19 protein-coding genes are annotated in these 18,939 nt (G+C 61.3%); 8 read left to right on the forward strand and 11 right to left on the reverse strand.

Features of this window, described 5'->3' with window-relative positions:
- Positions 1 to 22 precede the first annotated feature (22 nt).
- Together ACZZ0Q_RS21930 and yccS are read left to right on the forward strand one after the other, a co-directional pair.
- Positions 23 to 1,201 (forward strand): BaiN/RdsA family NAD(P)/FAD-dependent oxidoreductase, encoded by a 1,179-nt coding sequence (locus ACZZ0Q_RS21930; protein ID WP_463560924.1) that lies wholly within the window; start codon positions 23 to 25, stop codon positions 1,199 to 1,201.
- Between the two features lie 161 nt (positions 1,202 to 1,362).
- Positions 1,363 to 3,558, forward strand: coding sequence for a YccS family putative transporter (gene yccS, locus ACZZ0Q_RS21935; RefSeq protein ID WP_463540804.1), 2,196 nt, complete (start codon positions 1,363 to 1,365; stop codon positions 3,556 to 3,558).
- An 88-nt stretch (positions 3,559 to 3,646) separates the two neighbouring features.
- On the opposite strand, the gene ACZZ0Q_RS21940 is transcribed toward yccS, so the two are convergent.
- Complete coding sequence (locus ACZZ0Q_RS21940; protein WP_463540803.1) at positions 3,647 to 4,507, reverse strand: HDOD domain-containing protein; 861 nt, start codon at positions 4,505 to 4,507, stop codon at positions 3,647 to 3,649.
- A 277-nt stretch (positions 4,508 to 4,784) separates the two neighbouring features.
- Here ACZZ0Q_RS21940 and ACZZ0Q_RS21945 point away from each other — a divergent pair, with 277 nt between their 5' ends.
- On the forward strand, positions 4,785 to 5,027 hold the full coding sequence (locus ACZZ0Q_RS21945; RefSeq protein WP_122451486.1) for a DUF2789 domain-containing protein: 243 nt from the start codon (positions 4,785 to 4,787) through the stop codon (positions 5,025 to 5,027).
- Here ACZZ0Q_RS21945 and ACZZ0Q_RS21950 read toward each other — a convergent pair.
- Positions 5,024 to 5,530 (reverse strand): YgjP-like metallopeptidase domain-containing protein, encoded by a 507-nt coding sequence (locus ACZZ0Q_RS21950; RefSeq protein WP_463540801.1) that lies wholly within the window; start codon positions 5,528 to 5,530, stop codon positions 5,024 to 5,026. The two genes, ACZZ0Q_RS21945 and ACZZ0Q_RS21950, sit on opposite strands and share 4 nt — an antisense overlap.
- 263 nt (positions 5,531 to 5,793) lie before the next feature.
- Here ACZZ0Q_RS21950 and ACZZ0Q_RS21955 point away from each other — a divergent pair, with 263 nt between their 5' ends.
- Positions 5,794 to 6,489 (forward strand): polysaccharide lyase family 7 protein, encoded by a 696-nt coding sequence (locus tag ACZZ0Q_RS21955; protein WP_463540800.1) that lies wholly within the window; start codon positions 5,794 to 5,796, stop codon positions 6,487 to 6,489.
- A gap of 136 nt (positions 6,490 to 6,625) precedes the next feature.
- Here ACZZ0Q_RS21955 and fba read toward each other — a convergent pair whose 3' ends face one another.
- The 7 genes from fba to tkt form a co-directional block, all read right to left on the reverse strand.
- On the reverse strand, positions 6,626 to 7,690 hold the full coding sequence (fba, locus tag ACZZ0Q_RS21960; RefSeq protein WP_463540799.1) for a class II fructose-bisphosphate aldolase: 1,065 nt from the start codon (positions 7,688 to 7,690) through the stop codon (positions 6,626 to 6,628).
- Between the two features lie 106 nt (positions 7,691 to 7,796).
- Positions 7,797 to 8,129, reverse strand: coding sequence for an MliC family protein (locus ACZZ0Q_RS21965; protein ID WP_463384486.1), 333 nt, complete (start codon positions 8,127 to 8,129; stop codon positions 7,797 to 7,799).
- Between the two features lie 44 nt (positions 8,130 to 8,173).
- Complete coding sequence (locus ACZZ0Q_RS21970; RefSeq protein ID WP_463540798.1) at positions 8,174 to 8,377, reverse strand: hypothetical protein; 204 nt, start codon at positions 8,375 to 8,377, stop codon at positions 8,174 to 8,176.
- Between the two features lie 98 nt (positions 8,378 to 8,475).
- Positions 8,476 to 8,730, reverse strand: a complete 255-nt coding sequence (locus ACZZ0Q_RS21975; protein ID WP_463540797.1) for a hypothetical protein — start codon at positions 8,728 to 8,730, stop codon at positions 8,476 to 8,478.
- A gap of 8 nt (positions 8,731 to 8,738) precedes the next feature.
- Complete coding sequence (locus ACZZ0Q_RS21980; RefSeq protein WP_463540796.1) at positions 8,739 to 9,911, reverse strand: phosphoglycerate kinase; 1,173 nt, start codon at positions 9,909 to 9,911, stop codon at positions 8,739 to 8,741.
- Positions 9,912 to 9,937: 26 nt separating this feature from the next.
- Entirely contained in the window at positions 9,938 to 11,011 is a 1,074-nt protein-coding gene (epd, locus tag ACZZ0Q_RS21985) for an erythrose-4-phosphate dehydrogenase (RefSeq protein ID WP_463540795.1), read from the reverse strand.
- A gap of 153 nt (positions 11,012 to 11,164) precedes the next feature.
- Complete coding sequence (gene tkt / locus ACZZ0Q_RS21990) at positions 11,165 to 13,162, reverse strand: transketolase (RefSeq protein WP_463540794.1); 1,998 nt, start codon at positions 13,160 to 13,162, stop codon at positions 11,165 to 11,167.
- A 187-nt stretch (positions 13,163 to 13,349) separates the two neighbouring features.
- On the opposite strand from tkt, the gene ACZZ0Q_RS21995 reads away from it, so the two are divergent.
- Together ACZZ0Q_RS21995 and metK are read left to right on the forward strand one after the other, a co-directional pair.
- A complete protein-coding gene (locus ACZZ0Q_RS21995; RefSeq protein WP_463540793.1) occupies positions 13,350 to 14,375 on the forward strand; it encodes an ArsR/SmtB family transcription factor in 1,026 nt (341 codons plus the stop codon).
- A gap of 19 nt (positions 14,376 to 14,394) precedes the next feature.
- Positions 14,395 to 15,585: a methionine adenosyltransferase gene (metK, locus tag ACZZ0Q_RS22000; protein ID WP_122497613.1), complete on the forward strand. Its 1,191-nt coding sequence runs from the start codon at positions 14,395 to 14,397 to the stop codon at positions 15,583 to 15,585.
- 281 nt (positions 15,586 to 15,866) lie between these two features.
- Here the strand turns inward: metK and ACZZ0Q_RS22005 are convergent, their stop codons facing one another.
- Positions 15,867 to 16,184: a hypothetical protein gene (locus tag ACZZ0Q_RS22005; RefSeq protein WP_463560926.1), complete on the reverse strand. Its 318-nt coding sequence runs from the start codon at positions 16,182 to 16,184 to the stop codon at positions 15,867 to 15,869.
- Between the two features lie 89 nt (positions 16,185 to 16,273).
- Between ACZZ0Q_RS22005 and ligB the strand changes: the two genes are divergently transcribed.
- Positions 16,274 to 17,950, forward strand: a complete 1,677-nt coding sequence (ligB, locus tag ACZZ0Q_RS22010) for an NAD-dependent DNA ligase LigB (protein ID WP_463540791.1) — start codon at positions 16,274 to 16,276, stop codon at positions 17,948 to 17,950.
- Positions 17,951 to 18,062: 112 nt separating this feature from the next.
- Positions 18,063 to 18,467, forward strand: a complete 405-nt coding sequence (locus tag ACZZ0Q_RS22015; protein ID WP_463540790.1) for a DUF1090 domain-containing protein — start codon at positions 18,063 to 18,065, stop codon at positions 18,465 to 18,467.
- Here the strand turns inward: ACZZ0Q_RS22015 and ACZZ0Q_RS22020 are convergent, their stop codons facing one another.
- Positions 18,468 to 18,917: a c-type cytochrome gene (locus ACZZ0Q_RS22020; RefSeq protein WP_463540789.1), complete on the reverse strand. Its 450-nt coding sequence runs from the start codon at positions 18,915 to 18,917 to the stop codon at positions 18,468 to 18,470.
- Between the last annotated feature and the right edge of the window lie 22 nt (positions 18,918 to 18,939).

The raw sequence follows: 18,939 nt of genomic DNA on the forward strand, positions 1-18,939 counted from the left end.
TCAATTGTTTTCGAGGTGCGTGGTGCAGGTTTCGGATGTGGTGATTATTGGCGCGGGCGCCGCCGGCTTGATGTGCGCCATGCAGGCAGCCGGGCGCGGCCGTTCGGTGTTGCTGCTGGACCACGCGAACAAGGCCGGGAAGAAAATCCTGATGTCCGGCGGCGGACGCTGCAACTTCACCAACCTGTACACGGAGCCTGCCAACTTCCTTTCGCAGAATCCGCACTTCTGCAAATCGGCCCTGGCGCGTTACACCCAGTGGGACTTTATCGAACTGGTGAGCAAGCACGGCGTGCCGTACCACGAGAAAAAACTTGGCCAGCTGTTCTGCGATAACAAGGCCAGCGACATCCTCGAGATGCTGCTCAGCGAATGCGACAACGCTGGCGTGCAGCTGCACCTGAACACCGCCGTCACGCAGATCGAAAAAAGCGACGCCGGTTACCTGCTGCAAACCGGCCTTGGCGCGGTGACGTGCACCTCGCTGGTGATCGCCACGGGCGGCCTTTCAATCCCCACGCTGGGCGCCACCGGCTTCGGCTACCAAGTGGCCAAGCAGTTCGGTCATAACCTGCTGCCCACGCGCGCCGGCCTGGTGCCGTTCACCATTACCGATCAGCTCAAAACCCTGTGCACCGAACTGTCGGGCACCTCGGTGGATTGCCTGGTGAGCTGCAACGACGAAAGTTTCCGAGAAAATATCCTGTTCACCCATCGCGGCCTTAGCGGCCCGGCGATTTTGCAGATCTCCTCGTACTGGCTGCCCGGCCAGGCCATCAGCATCAACTTGCTGCCCGACCACGACGTGCCGACCTGGCTCAGCGAGCAACAGGCAGAACGCCCCAACAGCGAATTGAAAACCCTGCTCGGCGAGTTGTTCACCAAGAAGATGGCGACGCTGTTGGCTGAGCACTGGTTCGCGTCCAAGCCGATGAAGCAATACACGCCGGCCGAGCTGGCACAGATCGCCGAACAGCTCGCCAACTGGCAAGTGGTGCCCGCCGGCACCGAGGGTTATCGCACGGCGGAAGTGACCTTGGGCGGCGTCGACACCAAAGAGGTGTCGTCAAAAACCATGGAGTCGCTGAAGTCCCCGGGCCTGTATTTTATTGGCGAGGTGCTGGATGTGACCGGCCACCTGGGCGGCTTCAATTTCCAGTGGGCGTGGGCCTCTGCCTACGCGGCGGCGCAATTCGTTTAAGCAAGGCGTGACTTCATGGCGCGGCGAGAGTCCAACCACTCTTCACGCGCCACAGCGCTGTGTCACCGCTGCCGTTTTCGCTAAAAAATCGTAACGGCGGTTCGCACAGCCGGGCTTATCCGTTCTAATCAACGTATCGCCAGTCAGGTTGTCTGCCCACGATGCCAGCGTCCACTATTCGCCAAACCCTCCGCCGCCTCTGGGCGCAGGACAAATTCAGCTACAGCGTGCGGGCCTTTATCGCCCTCACCGGCATCATGGCGTTGTGCTGGACCCAAGACGCCATGCACCAGCTGATTCCGCTGTTCCTCGGCGTTATCGCCAGCGCCCTGGCGGAAACCGACGACAGCTGGCAAGGCCGCCTCAATGCGCTTCTGGTGACCCTGGTGTGTTTTAGCGTGGCCTCGGTGGCGGTGGAATTGTTGTTCCCGCTGCCCTGGGTGTTCGCCGCCTCGATGGCGGTGGCCAGTTTCTGCCTGACCATGCTCGGCGCCCTGGGTGAGCGCTATGCGCGCATTGCTCAGGCCACGCTGATTTTGTCGGTGTACACCATGATCGGCGTGGATCAGCGCGACGGCGCCCAGGTGAATTTCTGGCACGAACCCATGCTGTTGGTGGCCGGCGCCGCGTGGTACGGGCTGTTGTCGGTGGTGTGGCAGGCGCTGTTTTCCAATCAGCCGGTGCAGCAAAGCCTGGCCGTGCTGTTCCGTGAGCTGGGGCGTTTTCTCAAGCTGAAGTCGGCGCTGTTCGAGCCGCTGCGCGGTGTGGATCTGGAAGACAAACGCCTGGCCCTGGCCAAGCAAAACGGCAAGGTGGTGGCGGCGCTGAATGCCAGCAAAGAAATCATATTGAACCGGGTCGACAGCGCGCGGCCGGGGCAGAAAATCAGCCGCTACCTGAAGCTCTACTTTATGGCGCAAGACATCCACGAACGCGCCAGCTCCTCGCACTACCCTTACAACGAATTGGCCGAAGCGTTTTTCCACAGTGACGTGCTGTTCCGCTGCCAACGCTTGCTGCGCCAACAAGGCGAAGCCTGCCAACGCCTGGGCCAGGCCATTCAGTTGCGCCAGAGCTTCGACTACGGCGGCCACTCCAGCCAAGCCCTGGCCGACTTGCAAGCCTCGCTCGAACACCTGCGCATCCAAAGCAACCCGGCCTGGCGCAGCCTGCTGCGTTCATTGCGCGCACTGGCCAGCAACCTCGGCACGCTGAACAACCTGCTCAGCAACGCCAACAACCCCGACGCCCTGGCCGACGAACAAGACAGCAGTCTGCTCGACCGGTCGCCGCGTTCGTTCAAAGACATCATCGGCCGCATCCGCCTGCAACTGACGCCCACCTCGCTGCTGTTTCGCCATGCGCTGCGCCTGTCCATCGCCCTGAGCGTTGGCTACGGCATGCTGCACCTGATTCACCCCGAGGAAGGTTACTGGATCATCCTCACCACGTTGTTCGTGTGTCAGCCCAACTACGGCGCCACGCGCAAAAAGCTCATGCAGCGGATCGGCGGCACGGTGATCGGGCTGATTCTGGGCTGGGCGCTGTTCGACCTGTTCCCCGGCGCGCTGATTCAGGCGATGTTCGCGGTGGTGGCCGGCGTGGTGTTCTTCGTCAACCGGGCCACGCGTTACATGCTCTCGACTGCCGCCATCACGCTGATGATCATGTTCTGCTTCAACCAGGTGGGCGACGGCTACGGCCTGATCGTGCCGCGTCTGGTCGACACCCTGCTCGGCGCGCTGATCGCCGGCCTGGCGGTGTTCCTGATCTTGCCGGACTGGCAGGGCCGACGGCTGAACCAGGTGGTGGCCAACACGCTGGCCTGTAACAGCCGTTACCTGCAGCAAATCATGCTGCAATACGCCGGCGGCAAGCGCGACGACCTCGCTTACCGCCTGGCCCGCCGCAACGCCCACAACGCCGACGCGGCGCTGTCGAGCACGCTGGCCAACATGCTCATGGAACCGGGGCATTTCCGTAAGGAGGCCGACGTGGGCTTCCGCTTTCTGGTGCTCTCGCACACCTTGCTCAGCTACCTGTCGGCCCTGGGCGCGCACCGCGGCGAACCGCTGCCGGGCGCGGCCGAACCGGGGCTGATCAGCCAGGCGGTGACGACGCTGGCGGCGAGCCTGGACGAAGTGGCGCAGAACCTCGCGCAGAAAACCCCCGTGGTGGTGCACAGCGATGCCGAGGAAAACCTGGCCAAAGAGCTGGAGCAACTGCCGGAAGAAATGGACGACCGTGAGCGGTTGGTGCAGAGCGAACTGGCCTTGATTTGCCGCCAGCTAAGCCCGCTGCGCACGTTGGCGGCGCATGTGTTGCGCGATCCGGTGAGTATCAATGCGCCGGGCTAAGCGCTTGCGCCACCGAAGCTAAGGCCTCTCCCACTAACTACGCCCCACCTGTGGGAGAGGCTTTAGCCTCGATTCCTGGAAACGCCGATCAACGCAACATATCCGCCAGCGCATCGATCTCCTGGCGGTGCACGCTGATCAGTTGCAGGCCGCCGTGGATATCGAGCTGGTTATAGGGCGGCAGCAACTTGCCAAAGCCGGTCAGGCTTTGCAGCGGCGGCAGGTCGCTGACGTGGTCGAAGCCTTTAAGGCGGTGATAGCGCGCCAGGTTGACCAGGTCGATCAGCTCCATGTGGTAGTCCGTGCTGCGCTCGCTCCAATCGCCGCTGTGGCGCACGATTTCCACCAGCTCGGCGTCCACCGCCCACTTGCGCAACAAAATGATGCCCAGCGACTTGCTGTACTCGCGGCACAGCTCTAAGTACAGCTCGCGCGACGGCACGGCATCTTCTTTGAACGCGGACAAAATCGCCAACGAGCCCAGCTCGCTCATCAAGCTTGCCAGCAGCGCCTGCTCGGGCTGGATATGGCTGGCGCGGGAGGCCAGGAACGCGCAAATACAGGCCTGCAAAATCAGGCGTTCCCAGGCTTCGAGAAACAGTTTTTTATGCGCGGCGCTGTGCAGGGTGAACAGGCTTTGAATGCTGTGGACCATGGTGATGCGGTCCACCTGGCCGACGCCGAGTACCTGCATCACGTCTTTGAGGGTTTTCGGGCCGCGGCGGGTGCGGTTGAGCGGGCTGGAGGAGTATTTGATCAGCAAGGCGGCGAGCGCAGGGTCGCGGCTGACCAGTTTGCTCAGAACTTCGAGACTGATGTCCGGGCTGCGCAAGGCTTTGCGTATTTCCAGGGTCAGCGCCGGCAGGCTCGGCAGTTGTTCTTCACCAGACATCAACTCCGTCACCACCTGGCGATAGCGGGCGTAGCTACTCATCATCACTGCCGACATGAAACCCTACTCCGCGCGAACCTCAGGCAATACAGGCTAATCGCTATCACGGGGTTTGCCCATTGGCCGCCCGTCTAGTCGACGTGTTTTTTCGCAACTATCGCTGACTCCAAAACCATCGAGGCTGAAGCCTCTCCCACAAGACAGCGCATTTCTGTAGGAGAGGCTTCAGCCTCGATTCCTGGAAACGCTTACCCCATGGTCTTAACGCAGGTTGAACCTGCGCCCGACCCAGGCAGTCCCACCCTTACAACGCTTCGCTACGAGAGGACTTCTCATGGAATTGCCAGTGCACAGCCTGCCCACCCTGTTCGAACAACTGGGCTTGCCCTCCGAACCTCAGGAAATCGCCGCATTCATCTCCAGCCATTCACCGCTGCCGGATGAAGTAAAAGTGTCGGAAGCGAGTTTCTGGACCCCCGCCCAGAAAGCGTTTTTGCTCGAGGGCATTCGTGATGATGCGGATTGGGCGCCGTACGTTGATCAACTCAACGTGCTGCTGCACGAACACAAAGCTTAGCTGGCTTCGCGGCCTGCGAGGTCGCGCCAGGTGAGGTAGACGCGTAAGTCGAATTCGAGCTGGTGATACCCCGGCAGCATGTGTTCACAGAGCTTGTAGAACGCTTTGTTGTGGTCCGACTCTTTGAGATGGGCCAGCTCGTGCACCACGATCATGCGCAGAAATTCCGGCGCCGCGTCTTTGAACAGCGAGGCGACGCGAATTTCTTTTTTGGCCTTGAGCTTGCCGCCCTGCACCCGCGAAATTGCCGTGTGCAAACCTAGCGCGCGGTGCGTCAGGTCGAGGCGATTGTCGTAAAGCACCTTGTCGATAGCCGGGGCATTGCGCAGGTGCTCCTGCTTCAATTCCAGCGTGTAGCTGTAAAGCGCCTTGTCGCTCTGCACCGAATGTTTGCCCGGATATCGCTGCTGCAAATAATCCTCCAACCGATTGCTGGCAATCAGCTGCTGCACCTGCTCTTGCAGGGCGGGCGGGTAGGCTTGCAGGTATTTGAGCGGGGGCATGGTGCGTTGTTCGTCGGCGGCGGATCGCCAGTTTAACGGAGGCGACTGGCGCGGCAAAACGCCAGCTTTTGCTTGGCGATCAACTGCATCAAGCACTTGCCTGCGCCACACGCCGAGCGAGCGAAACGGCCGTCGTTTTCATGGCAGCGCGGGCACGACGAAAGGCATTCAAGGGCAGCAGACGCCGCACGATAAACAGGCCGCGGGACACCCACGCAACACCGTTGAGTTGCGCCGAAACCACCGCTCCCGCGGAGAACATGATGATCGACCTTGCAACCTGGAACCTGTCTATTCCCGTTGGCGTTCCGGCCACCACCATCCAGACGCCACTGCTGGTGGGCGGCTATCAGGACTACTACTTCAAGTCGGACAACGGTTCGATAATTTTCTGGGCGCCGGTCAACGGCACCGTCACCGACAGCGCCAGTTACCCGCGCAGCGAACTGCGCGAAACCTACCCCGACGGCAAATTGCGTAACTGGACTTACCCCAGCGCCGACAACTTCTTGCGCGCCGCCGTGGCCGTCACCCAAGTGCCTTCAACCGGCAAAGTAGTGATCGGGCAAATTCACGCCTATGGCAGCTCCAAGCCGATGGTGAAGCTGGAGTTCCAATACAAAGCCAAAACCGCGACCGCCAACATCGTCGCCAAAGTTCGCACCGCGCCGGCCGATGAAGAAGGCCAGGTGATCACCGTATTGAGCGGCGTGAAGATGGGCCAACGCTTCACCTACACCTTGCACCTGACGCCCAAAGGCTCGTTGTCGGTAACGGTGAACGGCGCGCAGTGGTCGACCAAGCTGGACCCCACCTGGGCGCCGAAACCGCTGTACTTCAAGGCCGGGGTTTATACCCAGGACAACAGCGGCTACGAAACCGAAGCCGGCGCGGCGACGTTTTATGTGTTGAAGATTGATCATGTGGGCGAGGCGCCGGCGGTGGCGGCCAAAAAATAAAACGCATCGCGGCTAAAGCCGCTCCCACAGGTATTGCGCAGTACCTGTAGGAGCGGCTTTAGCCGCGATTACCGCCCACAAAAAAGCCCGCCATTACGGCGGGCTTTTTAAGCAACCAATCAACGCATCAGCGAACTCAGTTCACCTTGGCGTTCAGCTCACCTTTGGCGTAGCGCTGGTACATCGCTTCGAGGGAGATCGGTTTGATCTTCGAGGCATTGCCGGCGGTGCCGAAGGCTTCGTAGCGGGCGATGCACACGTCACGCATGGCTTTGACGGTTTCGCCAAAGAATTTGCGTGGGTCGAATTCGCTCGGGTTGGTTGCCATCAGGCGGCGCATGGCGCCAGTCGAGGCCAGACGCAGGTCGGTGTCGATGTTGACCTTGCGCACGCCGTGCTTGATGCCTTCAACGATTTCTTCAACCGGCACGCCGTAGGTTTCTTTAATGTCGCCGCCGTACTGGTTGATGATCGCCAGCCATTCTTGTGGCACCGAGGAAGAACCGTGCATCACCAGGTGGGTGTTGGGGATGCGTTTGTGGATTTCCTTGATGCGGTCGATGGCCAGCACGTCGCCGGTAGGCGGCTTGGTGAACTTGTACGCGCCGTGGCTGGTGCCGATGGCGATGGCCAGGGCGTCGACCTGGGTCTTCTTGACGAAGTCAGCGGCTTCTTCCGGGTCGGTGAGCATCTGGCTGTGGTCCAGCACGCCTTCAGCGCCAATGCCGTCTTCTTCGCCGGCCATACCGGTTTCCAACGAACCCAGGCAGCCCAGCTCGCCTTCAACCGACACGCCGCAGGCGTGAGCCATGGCGACGGTCTGTTGGGTAACGCGTACGTTGTAGTCGTAGTCGGTTGGGGTTTTGCCGTCTTCGCCCAGCGAGCCGTCCATCATCACCGAGCTGAAGCCCAGTTGAATGGAGCGCTGGCACACGTCAGGGCTGGTGCCGTGGTCTTGGTGCATGCACACCGGAATGTGCGGAAACTCTTCGATTGCCGCGAGGATCAGGTGACGCAGAAACGGTGCACCTGCGTATTTCCGTGCGCCGGCCGAAGCCTGGACGATCACCGGGGAATTGGTCTTGTCAGCCGCTTCCATGATGGCGCGCATCTGTTCCAGGTTGTTGACGTTGAAAGCTGGAACGCCGTAGCCGAATTCGGCGGCGTGGTCCAGCATCTGGCGCATGCTGATAAGTGCCATGGTTTAACTATCTCCCGGTTTCGCTAGTTAATCGTGCAAGCCTGCAACTGCGGGCATTGTATAGGCGAAGAAGGCGCTGCGTTAGGCCCTCTTGCCGTGTGAAATCTCACTGGGCTTTGCAGCCCCGGCCAATCAAGTCGTCGTTGGCGACCCAGTAAAGCAGGCCTTCCTGTCCTTTTATGTGAAAGGCCAGCACATCGCTGCTATAGAAAGCCCCGGTCTCGACTGGTTCCTGTTGCAACTGATAAACCACATCGCTGCCGCCCAGGCGCACGTCGACAGCTTTCTGCTGGCTGTCGGCATAACGCCATTGGACTTTGGCTTGGCTGTCGCAGGTCCAGGTGGTCCACTGCTCAGCCGATGGCGAGCTGGCACAGCCGGTCAATGCAGCACTGGCAGCAAGCAATACGAGGGCCAATCGGCCCATAACGCCTTTCATCCACACTCCTTATGGGCCAGCGTTGCTTGCCCGGGTTCGTTCGGTCAGGGGCAGTTTTGCTCGTGACTGTCAGTCATTGGTGGTTCGCCGGTGCTTTGCGCCTCAACCCGTTGATCGTTCTGATTGGTCGGCAGACTGATCTGAGCAGGGCTCAACACTTCGCACGTACTCGTCGCGCCGCCGCCGGCACAGCCGGTCAACAGCACTAACAACGAAGCGGACAACAGCGTGGCGCAGTAGCGGTTCATGGCAGGTCTTCCTTTACGCGGGAGGGGGTATTAGCAATGACCGTTGGGCCGCTGAAATAGTTGCTCCTACGTAACGGCGCAGGCCGCTCACGAACTCGCTACGGGCATTCCTCCATGGCTGCCGCCGGCTGGTTATCGCCTTGGGCCGGCTGCGGGCGGTGCTCTTCGTCGAATCGACGGTAGATCACCGCTGAGGTTTCCGCCCACCAGCTGGTTTGATAACAGCTCGGTTCGCCAGCCTGCTGCGCCTGCTCGGGTTTATCCGGCGTGACCTTTTGCTCAGGCGCGCTGCTGCAACCTTGCAGCACCAGGCCAAGAACGGCGCAGACCGACAACGGAGCGAGCAGGCGCATGGTTCGCATCAGGCCTTGGCGCGCTGCTCGAGCACTTCCACTGCGGGCAGAACTTTGCCTTCCACGAATTCGAGAAACGCACCGCCGCCAGTGGAAATGTAGGAGATCTGCTCGCCCACGCCGTATTTGTCGATGGCCGCCAGGGTGTCGCCACCGCCGGCGATAGAGAACGCCTGGCTCTCGGCAATCGCCAGGGCCAGGGCTTTGGTGCCGTGGCCGAACTGGTCGAATTCAAACACGCCAACCGGGCCGTTCCACAGAATGGTTTTCGACGACTTCAGCAAGTCGGCGAACAGCGCGGCAGTTTGCGGGCCGATGTCGAGGATCATGTCGTCGTCGGCCACGTCGCTGATGGCCTTGACGGTGGCTTCGGCGGTTTGCGCGAATTCCTTGGCAACCACCACGTCCACCGGCAGCGGCACGCTGACCTTGGCGGCGATTGCTTTGGCGGTGTCGAGCAGGTCCGGTTCGTACAGCGACTTGCCCACCGGGTAACCCGCAGCGGCGAGGAAGGTGTTGGCGATGCCACCGCCGACGATCAACTGGTCGCAAATCTGGCTCAGGCTGTTGAGCACATCGAGTTTGGTCGACACTTTCGAGCCCGCAACAATCGCGGCCATTGGCTTGGCTGGCGCGCCCAGGGCTTTGCCCAGTGCATCCAGCTCGGCAGCCAGCAGCGGCCCGGCAGCGGCGATTTTCGCGAACTTGGCCACGCCATGGGTCGAGCCCTCGGCGCGGTGGGCGGTGCCGAAAGCGTCCATCACGAACACGTCGCACAGGGCGGCGTATTGCTGGGCCAACTCGTCGGCGTTCTTTTTCTCGCCCTTGTTGAAGCGCACGTTTTCGAACAACACGATGTCGCCGGGCGCAACGTCAACGCCACCGAGGTAGTCGGCCACCAACGGCACGTCACGGCCCAAGGCCTTGCTCAGGTAGTCGGCCACCGGCTTCAGGCTGTTCTCAGCGCTGAATTCGCCCTCGGTCGGACGCCCCAGGTGGGAGCACACCATGACGGCCGCGCCTTTTTCCAGGGCCAGTTTGATGGTCGGCAAAGAGGCGAGAATGCGCGCATCGCTGGTAACCACGCCGTCCTTGACGGGCACGTTAAGGTCTTCGCGAATCAGCACGCGCTTACCTTTCAGATCCAGATCGCTCATTTTTTGTACAAGAGGGGTGGTCATGGCGCAGTCCTTCCCGGGCTGGTTGATCAAAGGGGCTTGCAAACAGGTGCAACAGAAACAGGTGAAGCAGCGACGTCCAGATAATGCTGAGCCACGTCGAGCATGCGATTGGCGAAACCCCATTCGTTGTCGAACCAGGCCAGCAGGTTCACCAGCCGTGGGCCGGAAACGCGGGTCTGACTGCCATCGACAATCGCTGAATGCGGGTCGTGGTTGAAATCGCAGCTGGCGTGCGGCAATTCGGTGTAGGCCAATAAACCCTTCAATGGCCCACTTTCCGCCGCCTGGCGCAGCACTCGGTTGATCTCGTGTGCATCGGTATCACGCGCAGTTTGCAGGGTGATGTCCAGGCACGAGACGTTCACCGTCGGCACTCGCACGGCTTTGGCCTGAATTCGCCCGGCAAGTTCCGGCAACAAACGCTCGATACCACGGGCCAGGCCGGTGGACACCGGAATCACCGATTGAAACGCCGAGCGCGTGCGACGCAAGTCTTCGTGGTGATAAGCGTCGATCACCGGTTGGTCGTTCATGGCCGAGTGAATCGTGGTGATGGATGCATATTCCAGACCCACCGCTTCATTGAGTAACTTCAGCAACGGCACGCCGCAGTTGGTGGTGCAGGAGGCGTTGGAAACCAGGGTTTCGTGGCCTGTCAGGCGCTGCTGGTTAACGCCGTAGACGATGGTGGCGTCGATATCCGCCTCGCTCGCCATCGGCTGCGAGAACAACACGCGCGGCACGCCGGCATCGATAAAGCGCTGGCCGTCGGCGCGGGTGTTGTAGACGCCGGAACATTCCAACACCAGGTCGACATCCAGCGCCTTCCAATCGATGCCCTCAGGCGTGGCGCTGCGCAGCACCAGCAGGTTGTCGCCATTTACGTGCAGGCAATCGCCTTCAATCCGCACCTCACCGGGGAACCGCCCGTGGGTGGAGTCGAAGCGCGTGAGGTATTCGATGCTGGCCAGATCGGCCAGATCATTGAGCGCCACCACCTGAAAACCGGCCTTGGCGCCACGCTCATACAACGCGCGCAGCACGCAACGGCCGATGCGGCCATAACCGTTAAGGGCAACTTTGTAAGGACGTTGGGACATGGACAGGCTCACGTCGGGTAAAACGGAGGGGGTGCGGCAAAATCGTGCTCACCTCTAGCACCGTCATCCCCGCGCAGGCGGGGATCCAGGCTTATCGATTGGACGACACGACTGAATCCACCTGCGTGAGGACGGCAAGTGCAGAGCCGGCTTTTAACCTTCCAGCAACTCGCCAGCCTGCTCGAGGATATTCTCCACGGTAAAGCCGAAGTGCTCGAACAAGGCCGGCGCCGGGGCCGACTCGCCGAAGCTGGTCATGCCGATTACGCGACCTTCCAGACCGACGTACTTGTACCAGTAGTCCGCGTGGGCGGCTTCGATGGCGATACGCGCGCCCACCTGCAGCGGCAACACGGCCTGCTTGTAGCCGGCGTCTTGGGCGTCGAACACGCTGGTGCACGGCATGGACACTACGCGCACCTTGCGGCCTTGCTCGGTGAGCGTGTCGTAAGCCTGAACGGCCAGCGCCACTTCCGAACCGGTGGCGATCAAAATCAGCTCAGGCTCGCCTGTGCAATCTTTCAGCACATAACCACCGCGCTCGGCGTTAGCCAGTTGCTCGGCGTCGCGGGTTTGGTGCGGCAGGTTCTGGCGCGAGAAAATCAGCGCGCTCGGGCCGTCTTTACGTTCAACGGCGTGCTTCCAGGCGATGGCCGATTCCACCGCGTCGGCTGGGCGCCAGGTGTCGAGGTTCGGCGTGGTGCGCAGGCTGGTCAGTTGCTCGATCGGCTGGTGCGTCGGGCCGTCTTCGCCCAGACCGATGGAGTCGTGGGTGAACACATACAGCACGCGCTTTTTCATCAGCGCCGACATGCGCACAGCGTTGCGAGCGTATTCCATGAAGATCAGGAAGGTGGCGCCATACGGCACGAAGCCGCCGTGCAGAGCCACGCCATTCATGATGGCGCTCATGCCGAACTCGCGTACGCCGTAGAACATGTAGTTGCCGGCGGCGTCTTCAGCGCTCACGCCTTTGCAGCCTTTCCACAGCGTGAGGTTGGAACCGGCGAGGTCAGCCGAACCGCCGAGGAATTCCGGCAGCAGCGGACCAAATGCATTCAGGGCGTTCTGGCTGGCTTTGCGGCTGGCGATGGTTTCGCCTTTGCTCGCCACTTCATTGATATAGGCAACGGCCTTGTCGGCGAAGTCGGCAGGCAGGTCGCCGGCCAGGCGGCGTTTCAGCTCGCTTGCCAGTTCCGGGTGAGCGGCGGCGTAAGCGTCGAAACGGCTGTTCCACTCCGCTTCGGCGGCAGCGCCCGCAGCTTTGGCGTCCCACTCGGCATAGATGTCGGCCGGAACTTCGAACGGGCCGTGGTTCCAGCCCAGCGCGGCACGGGTCAGGGCGATTTCCTCGGCGCCCAGCGGAGCACCGTGGCAGTCTTCTTTACCTTGCTTGTTCGGCGAGCCGAAGCCGATCACGGTTTTGCAGCAGATCAGTGTCGGCTGCGCGCTCTTGCGGGCGGTGTCGATGGCGATCTTGATTTCTTCGGCGTCGTGGCCGTCCACGTTGCGGATCACTTGCCAGCCGTAGGCCTCGAAACGCTTGGGCGTGTCGTCGGTGAACCAGCCTTCCACTTCGCCGTCGATGGAGATGCCGTTGTCATCGTAAAAGGCGATCAGCTTGCCCAGGCCCAGGGTGCCGGCCAGGGAACTCACTTCGTGGGAAATGCCTTCCATCATGCAACCGTCACCCAGGAACACGTAGGTGTGGTGGTCGACGATGTTGTGGCCAGGACGGTTGAACTGCGCGCCCAGCACTTTCTCCGCCAGGGCAAAACCCACGGCGTTGGCCAGGCCTTGGCCCAGTGGGCCGGTGGTGGTTTCTACGCCGGGGGTGTAGCCGTATTCCGGGTGGCCCGGGGTGCGGCTATGCAGTTGGCGGAAGTTTTTCAGGTCGTCGATGGACAGGTCGTAACCGGTCAGGTGCAGCAACGAATAGATGAGCATCGAGCCGTGGCCGTTGGACAGAATAAAGCGGTCACGGTCGGCGAATTCGGGGTTGCTCGGGTTGTGCTTGAGGTAGTCGCGCCACAGCACTTCGGCGATATCCGCCATACCCATCGGTGCACCGGGGTGGCCGCTGTTGGCTTTCTGCACGGCATCCATGCTGAGGGCACGAATGGCATTGGCACGCTCACGACGGCTGGGCATCGCTAATCTCCTGGGTAGGGCTGATCACAAAAAGGCGGCCATTTTCGCCCAGGCCGGTAGTGCGGGGCAATCACAGATGGTCGAAGCGGGCAGCTTTTGTCCCCTCGATGACCCTCGGCGCGCAATATCAAAACATTTTGATATTGGTATTGCTGGATAAAAAATGACCGACTAGACTGCGCACCCTATGAATATGCGCGTCCCCCAACTGCGTTTCGAACCTGCCGATGAGCTGGCCGCCCTGTGCAAGGCCGGCGGTGATCCGCTGCGGTTGAACGTGTTGCGCGCGCTGAGCAACGACTCGTTTGGTGTGCTGGAACTGGCGCAGATTTTCGCCACCGGCCAATCCGGCATGAGCCACCATTTAAAGGTGCTGGCCCAGGCCGGGCTTGTGGCCACGCGGCGCGAAGGCAACGCCATTTTCTACCGCCGCGCCCTGGCGCCGGCTGAACGCCTGGGCGGTTTGCTGCACAGCGCGTTGCTTGATGAAGTCGACAGCCTGGAGCTGCCGGCCGACGTGCAAACCCGCATCGCCGCCGTGCACGGCCAACGCGCCGCCGCCAGCCAAGACTTTTTCAGCCGCATGGCCGAAAACTTCCAGGCCCAGCAAGACCTGATCGCCGGCCTGCCGCAATACCGCGACAGCGTGCTCGCCCTGCTCGATGCGTTGGGCTTCAACCGCGAAGCCACGGCGTTGGAAGTCGGCCCCGGCGATGGTGGTTTCCTGCCCGAGCTGGCCAAGCGTTTCGCCCGTGTTACGGCGCTGGACAACAGCGCGGCCATGCTTGAACTGGCCCGCGTGCGCTGTGAGCAAGACGGCCTGAACAACGTTGAATTGCAACTGGCCGATGCCTTAAATGAAGAAAGCGCGCGGCTGACCGCCGACTGCGTGGTGCTGAACATGGTGCTGCACCACCTGGCCGCCCCGGCCGACGCGCTGAAGCAACTGGCGCAGCGGGTCAAACCCGGCGGCAGCTTGTTGATTACCGAGTTGTGCCGCCACAACCAGAGCTGGGCCCGCGAGGCCTGCGGCGATCTCTGGCTTGGCTTCGAACAGGACGACCTGGCCCATTGGGCACAAGCCGCAGGGCTTGAACCCGGTGAAAGCCTCTACATTGGTTTACGCAATGGTTTCCAGATTCAGGTGCGCCATTTTCAGCGCGCCCCTGGTAGCCCGGACCCATCAGCAGCCACAACGCTGCCGAACACTTGATAAACAGGAACCCGTCGAGATGAGCGAATACTCTCTTTTCACCTCTGAGTCCGTGTCTGAAGGACATCCAGACAAAATCGCCGACCAGATTTCCGATGCCGTCCTCGACGCCATCATCGCCCAGGACAAACACGCTCGCGTGGCGTGCGAAACCCTGGTGAAAACCGGTGTTGCCATCATCGCCGGCGAAGTGACCACCAACGCCTGGGTCGACCTGGAAGAAATCGTCCGTAACGTCATCACCGACATCGGCTACACCAGCTCGGACGTCGGCTTCGACGGTGCCACTTGCGGCGTGATGAACATCATCGGCAAGCAGTCCCCCGACATTAACCAGGGCGTTGACCGCAGCAAGCCGGAAGACCAGGGCGCCGGCGACCAGGGCCTGATGTTCGGGTACGCCAGCAACGACACCGACGTGCTGATGCCAGCGCCGATCTGCTACGCGCACCGTTTGGTTGAGCGTCAGGCCGAAGCGCGTAAATCCGGCCTGCTGCCTTGGCTGCGCCCGGACGCCAAATCGCAAGTGACCTTCCGCTACGAAAACGGCAAGCCCGTCGCCGTGGATGCCGTGGTTCTGTCCACCCAGCACAACCCGGAAGTCAGCTACAAAGACCTGCGCGAAGGCGTGATGGAACTGATCGTCAAACACGTGCTGCCGGCTGAATGGCTGCACAAAGACACCCAGTTCCACATCAACCCGACCGGCAACTTCGTGATCGGTGGCCCAGTGGGCGACTGCGGTCTGACCGGCCGCAAAATCATCGTCGACTCCTACGGCGGCATGGCCCGTCATGGCGGCGGCGCGTTCTCCGGTAAAGACCCATCCAAGGTAGACCGCTCGGCCGCTTACGCCGGTCGTTACGTGGCCAAGAACATCGTCGCTGCCGGCCTGGCCGAGCGCTGCGAAATTCAGGTGTCCTACGCTATCGGCGTAGCGCAGCCGACGTCGGTTTCGATCAACACCTTCGGCACCAACAAGGTCAGCGAAGAGAAGATCATCCAACTGGTGCGCGACACCTTCGACCTGCGCCCGTACGCCATCACCAAAATGCTCGACCTGCTGCACCCGATGTACCGCCCGACTGCGGCCTATGGCCACTTCGGTCGTACGCCGGAAGAACTGACCGTGGGTGACGACACCTTCACCACGTTCACCTGGGAAAAAACCGACAAGGCCGAACAGCTGCGCGCTAACGCCGGGTTGTGAGTGCTTCGGTGAAATGAAAAAGCCCCGCCTTGTGCGGGGCTTTTTTTGTGTGGGACGGGATGGATCTCGAGCCTGCCTCAAGCAACACCGTCATTCCCGCGCAGGCGGCGGTTCGGCGACTCGAAATCCAGAATTTCGGACCGAAGTGGAATAGTCGGCAGTGCCAAGTCCTTTGCCCGCCGAAATATTCTGGATCCCCGCTTTCGCGAGGATGACGGAGGTTTTTCTCAACATCATCGTCACTTCTGCGAAGGTGGCGGAGGTCGATCCCAAAACCACCGTCATTCCCGCGCAGGCGGCGGTTCGACGACTCGAAATCCAGAATTTCGGACCGAAGTGGAGTAGTGGGCGGTTTCAAGCCATTTGCCAGCCGGAAAATCCTGGATCCCCGCTTTCGCGAGGATGACGGAGTTTTTTCTTAACATCGTCGTCACTTCCGCGAAGGTGGTGGAGGTGTATCCCAAAACCACCGTCATTCCTGCGAAGGTGACGGAGGTTTTTCTCAAGATCCTCGTCGCCCAGCGAAGGGTGGCGGAAGTTTCTCTCAACATCATCGTCACTCCCCCGCAAGCGGCAACGACAGTGGCTTTTCCAGCCATAACCTACACCCCCACCAGCCCCCTCCGCTTGGAACCCCTCGCCCAATCCGTAACCTGCCGGCTGCCCTCATTCGAACAGGACGTTCGCCATGCTGCGACGGATTGCCATACTGCTCTGCTCAACCCTTCCCCTGCTGTGTTCCGCTGCGCCCTGCCCGCCGTGGGCGCCTGAGCGCGCCACTCTGGAACTAAACGCCCTTAGCGACCAAATCGGCCAATGGAACGAGGACTACCGCCAGGGTCGCGCCACGGTTGCCGATGAGCTTTACGATCAGACACTCCTGCGACTTCAGGATTGGCGAACCTGCTTCTCGGCTGTCGATGTGGCCGAACCGGCGACCACCCCGACTCAGGGCGGACCGCTGGAGCATCCCGTCGCCCACACTGGGCTCAACAAATTGCCAAACGCGCAAGCAGTCGGCGAATGGCTGAAGCACCGCAACGATATCTGGGTGCAGCCAAAGGTCGACGGCGTGGCCGTGACGCTGGTGTACGCCGACGGGAAACTGCAGCGCGTAATCAGCCGCGGCGACGGGCTCAGCGGGCAGGATTGGACCGAGCATGCGCGGCACATTCCTGCCATCCCGCCTCGGTTGAACGCCAGCGACACGCAGACGTTGGTCCAGGGCGAGTTGTATCTACGCGCCGCTGGCCACGTTCAGGCCAAACGCGGCGGCATCGGTGCGAGGGCGACCGTGGCGGGGCTGCTTAATCGCAAGCAGCTGTCGGACGCAGACGGCCAGCGCATCGGCCTGTTCGTGTGGGAGCTGCCAAACGGCCCTTTGGATATGTCGTCCCGGCTAGACCGTCTGATTGAACTGGGCTTTACCGATACCGTGAAGCTGACCCACCCAGCCAACTCTCTCGCCGATATAGAGCAGTGGCGCCGGCACTGGTACCAAAGCCCCCTGCCGTTTGCCAGCGATGGCATCGTCATCCGCCAGGGCACCAGGCCCGCCGGCAAGCGCTGGCGAAACGCACCGCCGGCCAGTGCCGTGGCGTGGAAATACCCCTACGCCCAGGCGCTGGCTGAAGTGCGGCGGGTGGAGTTCAAAGTTGGGCGCACGGGGCGCATCACGCCCCTGCTGCATCTGCGTCCGGTTGAACTGGACGACCGCACCATCCGCCGCGTAAGTGTCGGGTCGTTACGGCGCTGGGAGCGGCTGGATATTCGCCCCGGCGACCAGGTGGCAATTGCCCTGGCGGGGCTGACCATCCCGCGACTGGAGAATGTGGCCTGGCATACGCAAACGCGCGAAGAAATTGATCCACCCGATGCGGGTCGCTATCACCCCTTGAGTTGCTGGACATCGGAACCAGACTGCGCCAGCCAGTTTCGAGCCCGACTGGAGTGGCTGAGCAGCAAAAAAGGCCTGGCGATGGCAGGCGTCGGCCCGGGCACATGGGAAAAACTACTCAGCGCCCAGCGTCTGGGCGGATTGCTCGATTGGCTGGACCTGAGCGAAAGCGAACTCGCCAGCCTGCCAGGCTTCGGTAAACGCAGCGCCAGCAATGTGCACAGCAGTTTCCGACGCGCGTTGCAGCAACCGTTTTCCACCTGGCTGAAAGCGCTGGGAATGCCGCCGACGGGCGAGGCGAGTGTTAGCCAACGCTGGGATGAACTGGCCCAACGAACCGAACGCGACTGGCTCGACCAGCCCGGTATCGGCAAAACACGCGCACAGCAGTTGGCCGCTTTTTTCCGTGATCCACAGGTGCTGGCACTGCGGGAAAAATTGCAGGCGGCAGGGGTTCATGGATTTTGAGCGCCAGGGCTCGCCACCCAACAGGTCGGTTTCTATGGGATAGACTTCTGGCCATCGCGACCTTGGGCAAGCGTCCGGTCGCCGACTTTTTCACTGCCAACGGAGCGTCGCAATGTTGTCCTTTAATGCCTTACGTCACCTTCTATCGGCGGCCGCGCTTGGCCTTCTCGCCACCTCGGCGATGGCTGCCGAAACCACCAAAACCCTGACCGGCTGCGCCGCCAAGCGCGACGAAATCCAACAACAAATCGAACGCGCCAAAGCTGCCGGCAACAGCGCGCAGCAGGCGGGTTTGGAAACGGCGTTGAGCCAGGTTAAGAGCAACTGCACCGACGAGCAGTTGGAAAAATCACGGGAGCAGAAAGTGCTGGAGGCTCAGCACGAAGTGAAGCGCCGCGAGAGCGACCTGCAAAAGGCCATGGCCAAAGGCGACCCTGAGAAAATCGACTCACGCAAAAACAAACTGGCCGAAGCGCGCAAAGAACTCGACGAAGCCAAGAAGCAATTGGAGCGCTGATCAGTGATTGCGGAAGGCCTTGTGGCAGGTTTCACAGGCGTCTTCCACGGCCTGTACGGGCGCGTCGAGTTTCTTCGCGTCCAGTGCCGGGTCCCGGCTGGCAACCACGAGGGCTGCCGTCGCGGTTTCCAGGTTTTTCGCTAGTTCTTGAAAGCGCGCCTGGTTTTCCCAGACTTCGGGCTTGGCGCTGCTTTTGTCGGTTTCCTGCACCTGCGGGAAATACTGCCAAGGCTGTTTGGACAACTCGTCGAGCTTCACCGCGCCGGCCGCGAATTTCTCGCTGTCGAACTGCACCCTGCCGCGCAACATGCCGCCCAGGTCTTCACCTGTTTTGAGCATCTGTTTGAAGATGGCCTGGCGCTTGCCCTGCGGCGAGTTAGGGTCAACGCCACCGCAAGCGGCGATGGCCAGGCAGGCAAAAATAATGAGAGCGGCTTTTTTCGAAATCATGGCGAGGCTACTTTTGGCTGTT

Source organism: Pseudomonas sp. AC070, from assembly GCF_979258635.1.

Bases quoted from the DNA above. Each gene is read 5' to 3' on its own strand.
- ACZZ0Q_RS21995 (WP_463540793.1), top strand. From the start codon at position 13,350: ATGAATATGCGCGTCCCCCAACTGCGTTTCGAACCTGCCGATGAGCTG.
- ACZZ0Q_RS22005 (WP_463560926.1), bottom strand. From the start codon at position 16,184: ATGGCTGGAAAAGCCACTGTCGTTGCCGCTTGCGGGGGAGTGACGATG.
- ACZZ0Q_RS22020 (WP_463540789.1), bottom strand. From the start codon at position 18,917: ATGATTTCGAAAAAAGCCGCTCTCATTATTTTTGCCTGCCTGGCCATC.
- ACZZ0Q_RS21965 (WP_463384486.1), bottom strand. From the start codon at position 8,129: ATGAAAGGCGTTATGGGCCGATTGGCCCTCGTATTGCTTGCTGCCAGT.
- ACZZ0Q_RS21970 (WP_463540798.1), bottom strand. From the start codon at position 8,377: ATGAACCGCTACTGCGCCACGCTGTTGTCCGCTTCGTTGTTAGTGCTG.
- epd (WP_463540795.1), bottom strand. From the start codon at position 11,011: ATGTCCCAACGTCCTTACAAAGTTGCCCTTAACGGTTATGGCCGCATC.
- ACZZ0Q_RS21940 (WP_463540803.1), bottom strand. From the start codon at position 4,507: ATGTCGGCAGTGATGATGAGTAGCTACGCCCGCTATCGCCAGGTGGTG.
- ACZZ0Q_RS21945 (WP_122451486.1), top strand. From the start codon at position 4,785: ATGGAATTGCCAGTGCACAGCCTGCCCACCCTGTTCGAACAACTGGGC.
- ACZZ0Q_RS22015 (WP_463540790.1), top strand. From the start codon at position 18,063: ATGTTGTCCTTTAATGCCTTACGTCACCTTCTATCGGCGGCCGCGCTT.
- ligB (WP_463540791.1), top strand. From the start codon at position 16,274: ATGCTGCGACGGATTGCCATACTGCTCTGCTCAACCCTTCCCCTGCTG.
- ACZZ0Q_RS21975 (WP_463540797.1), bottom strand. From the start codon at position 8,730: ATGCGCCTGCTCGCTCCGTTGTCGGTCTGCGCCGTTCTTGGCCTGGTG.
- fba (WP_463540799.1), bottom strand. From the start codon at position 7,690: ATGGCACTTATCAGCATGCGCCAGATGCTGGACCACGCCGCCGAATTC.
- ACZZ0Q_RS21950 (WP_463540801.1), bottom strand. From the start codon at position 5,530: ATGCCCCCGCTCAAATACCTGCAAGCCTACCCGCCCGCCCTGCAAGAG.
- metK (WP_122497613.1), top strand. From the start codon at position 14,395: ATGAGCGAATACTCTCTTTTCACCTCTGAGTCCGTGTCTGAAGGACAT.
- ACZZ0Q_RS21980 (WP_463540796.1), bottom strand. From the start codon at position 9,911: ATGACCACCCCTCTTGTACAAAAAATGAGCGATCTGGATCTGAAAGGT.
- yccS (WP_463540804.1), top strand. From the start codon at position 1,363: ATGCCAGCGTCCACTATTCGCCAAACCCTCCGCCGCCTCTGGGCGCAG.
- ACZZ0Q_RS21955 (WP_463540800.1), top strand. From the start codon at position 5,794: ATGATCGACCTTGCAACCTGGAACCTGTCTATTCCCGTTGGCGTTCCG.
- tkt (WP_463540794.1), bottom strand. From the start codon at position 13,162: ATGCCCAGCCGTCGTGAGCGTGCCAATGCCATTCGTGCCCTCAGCATG.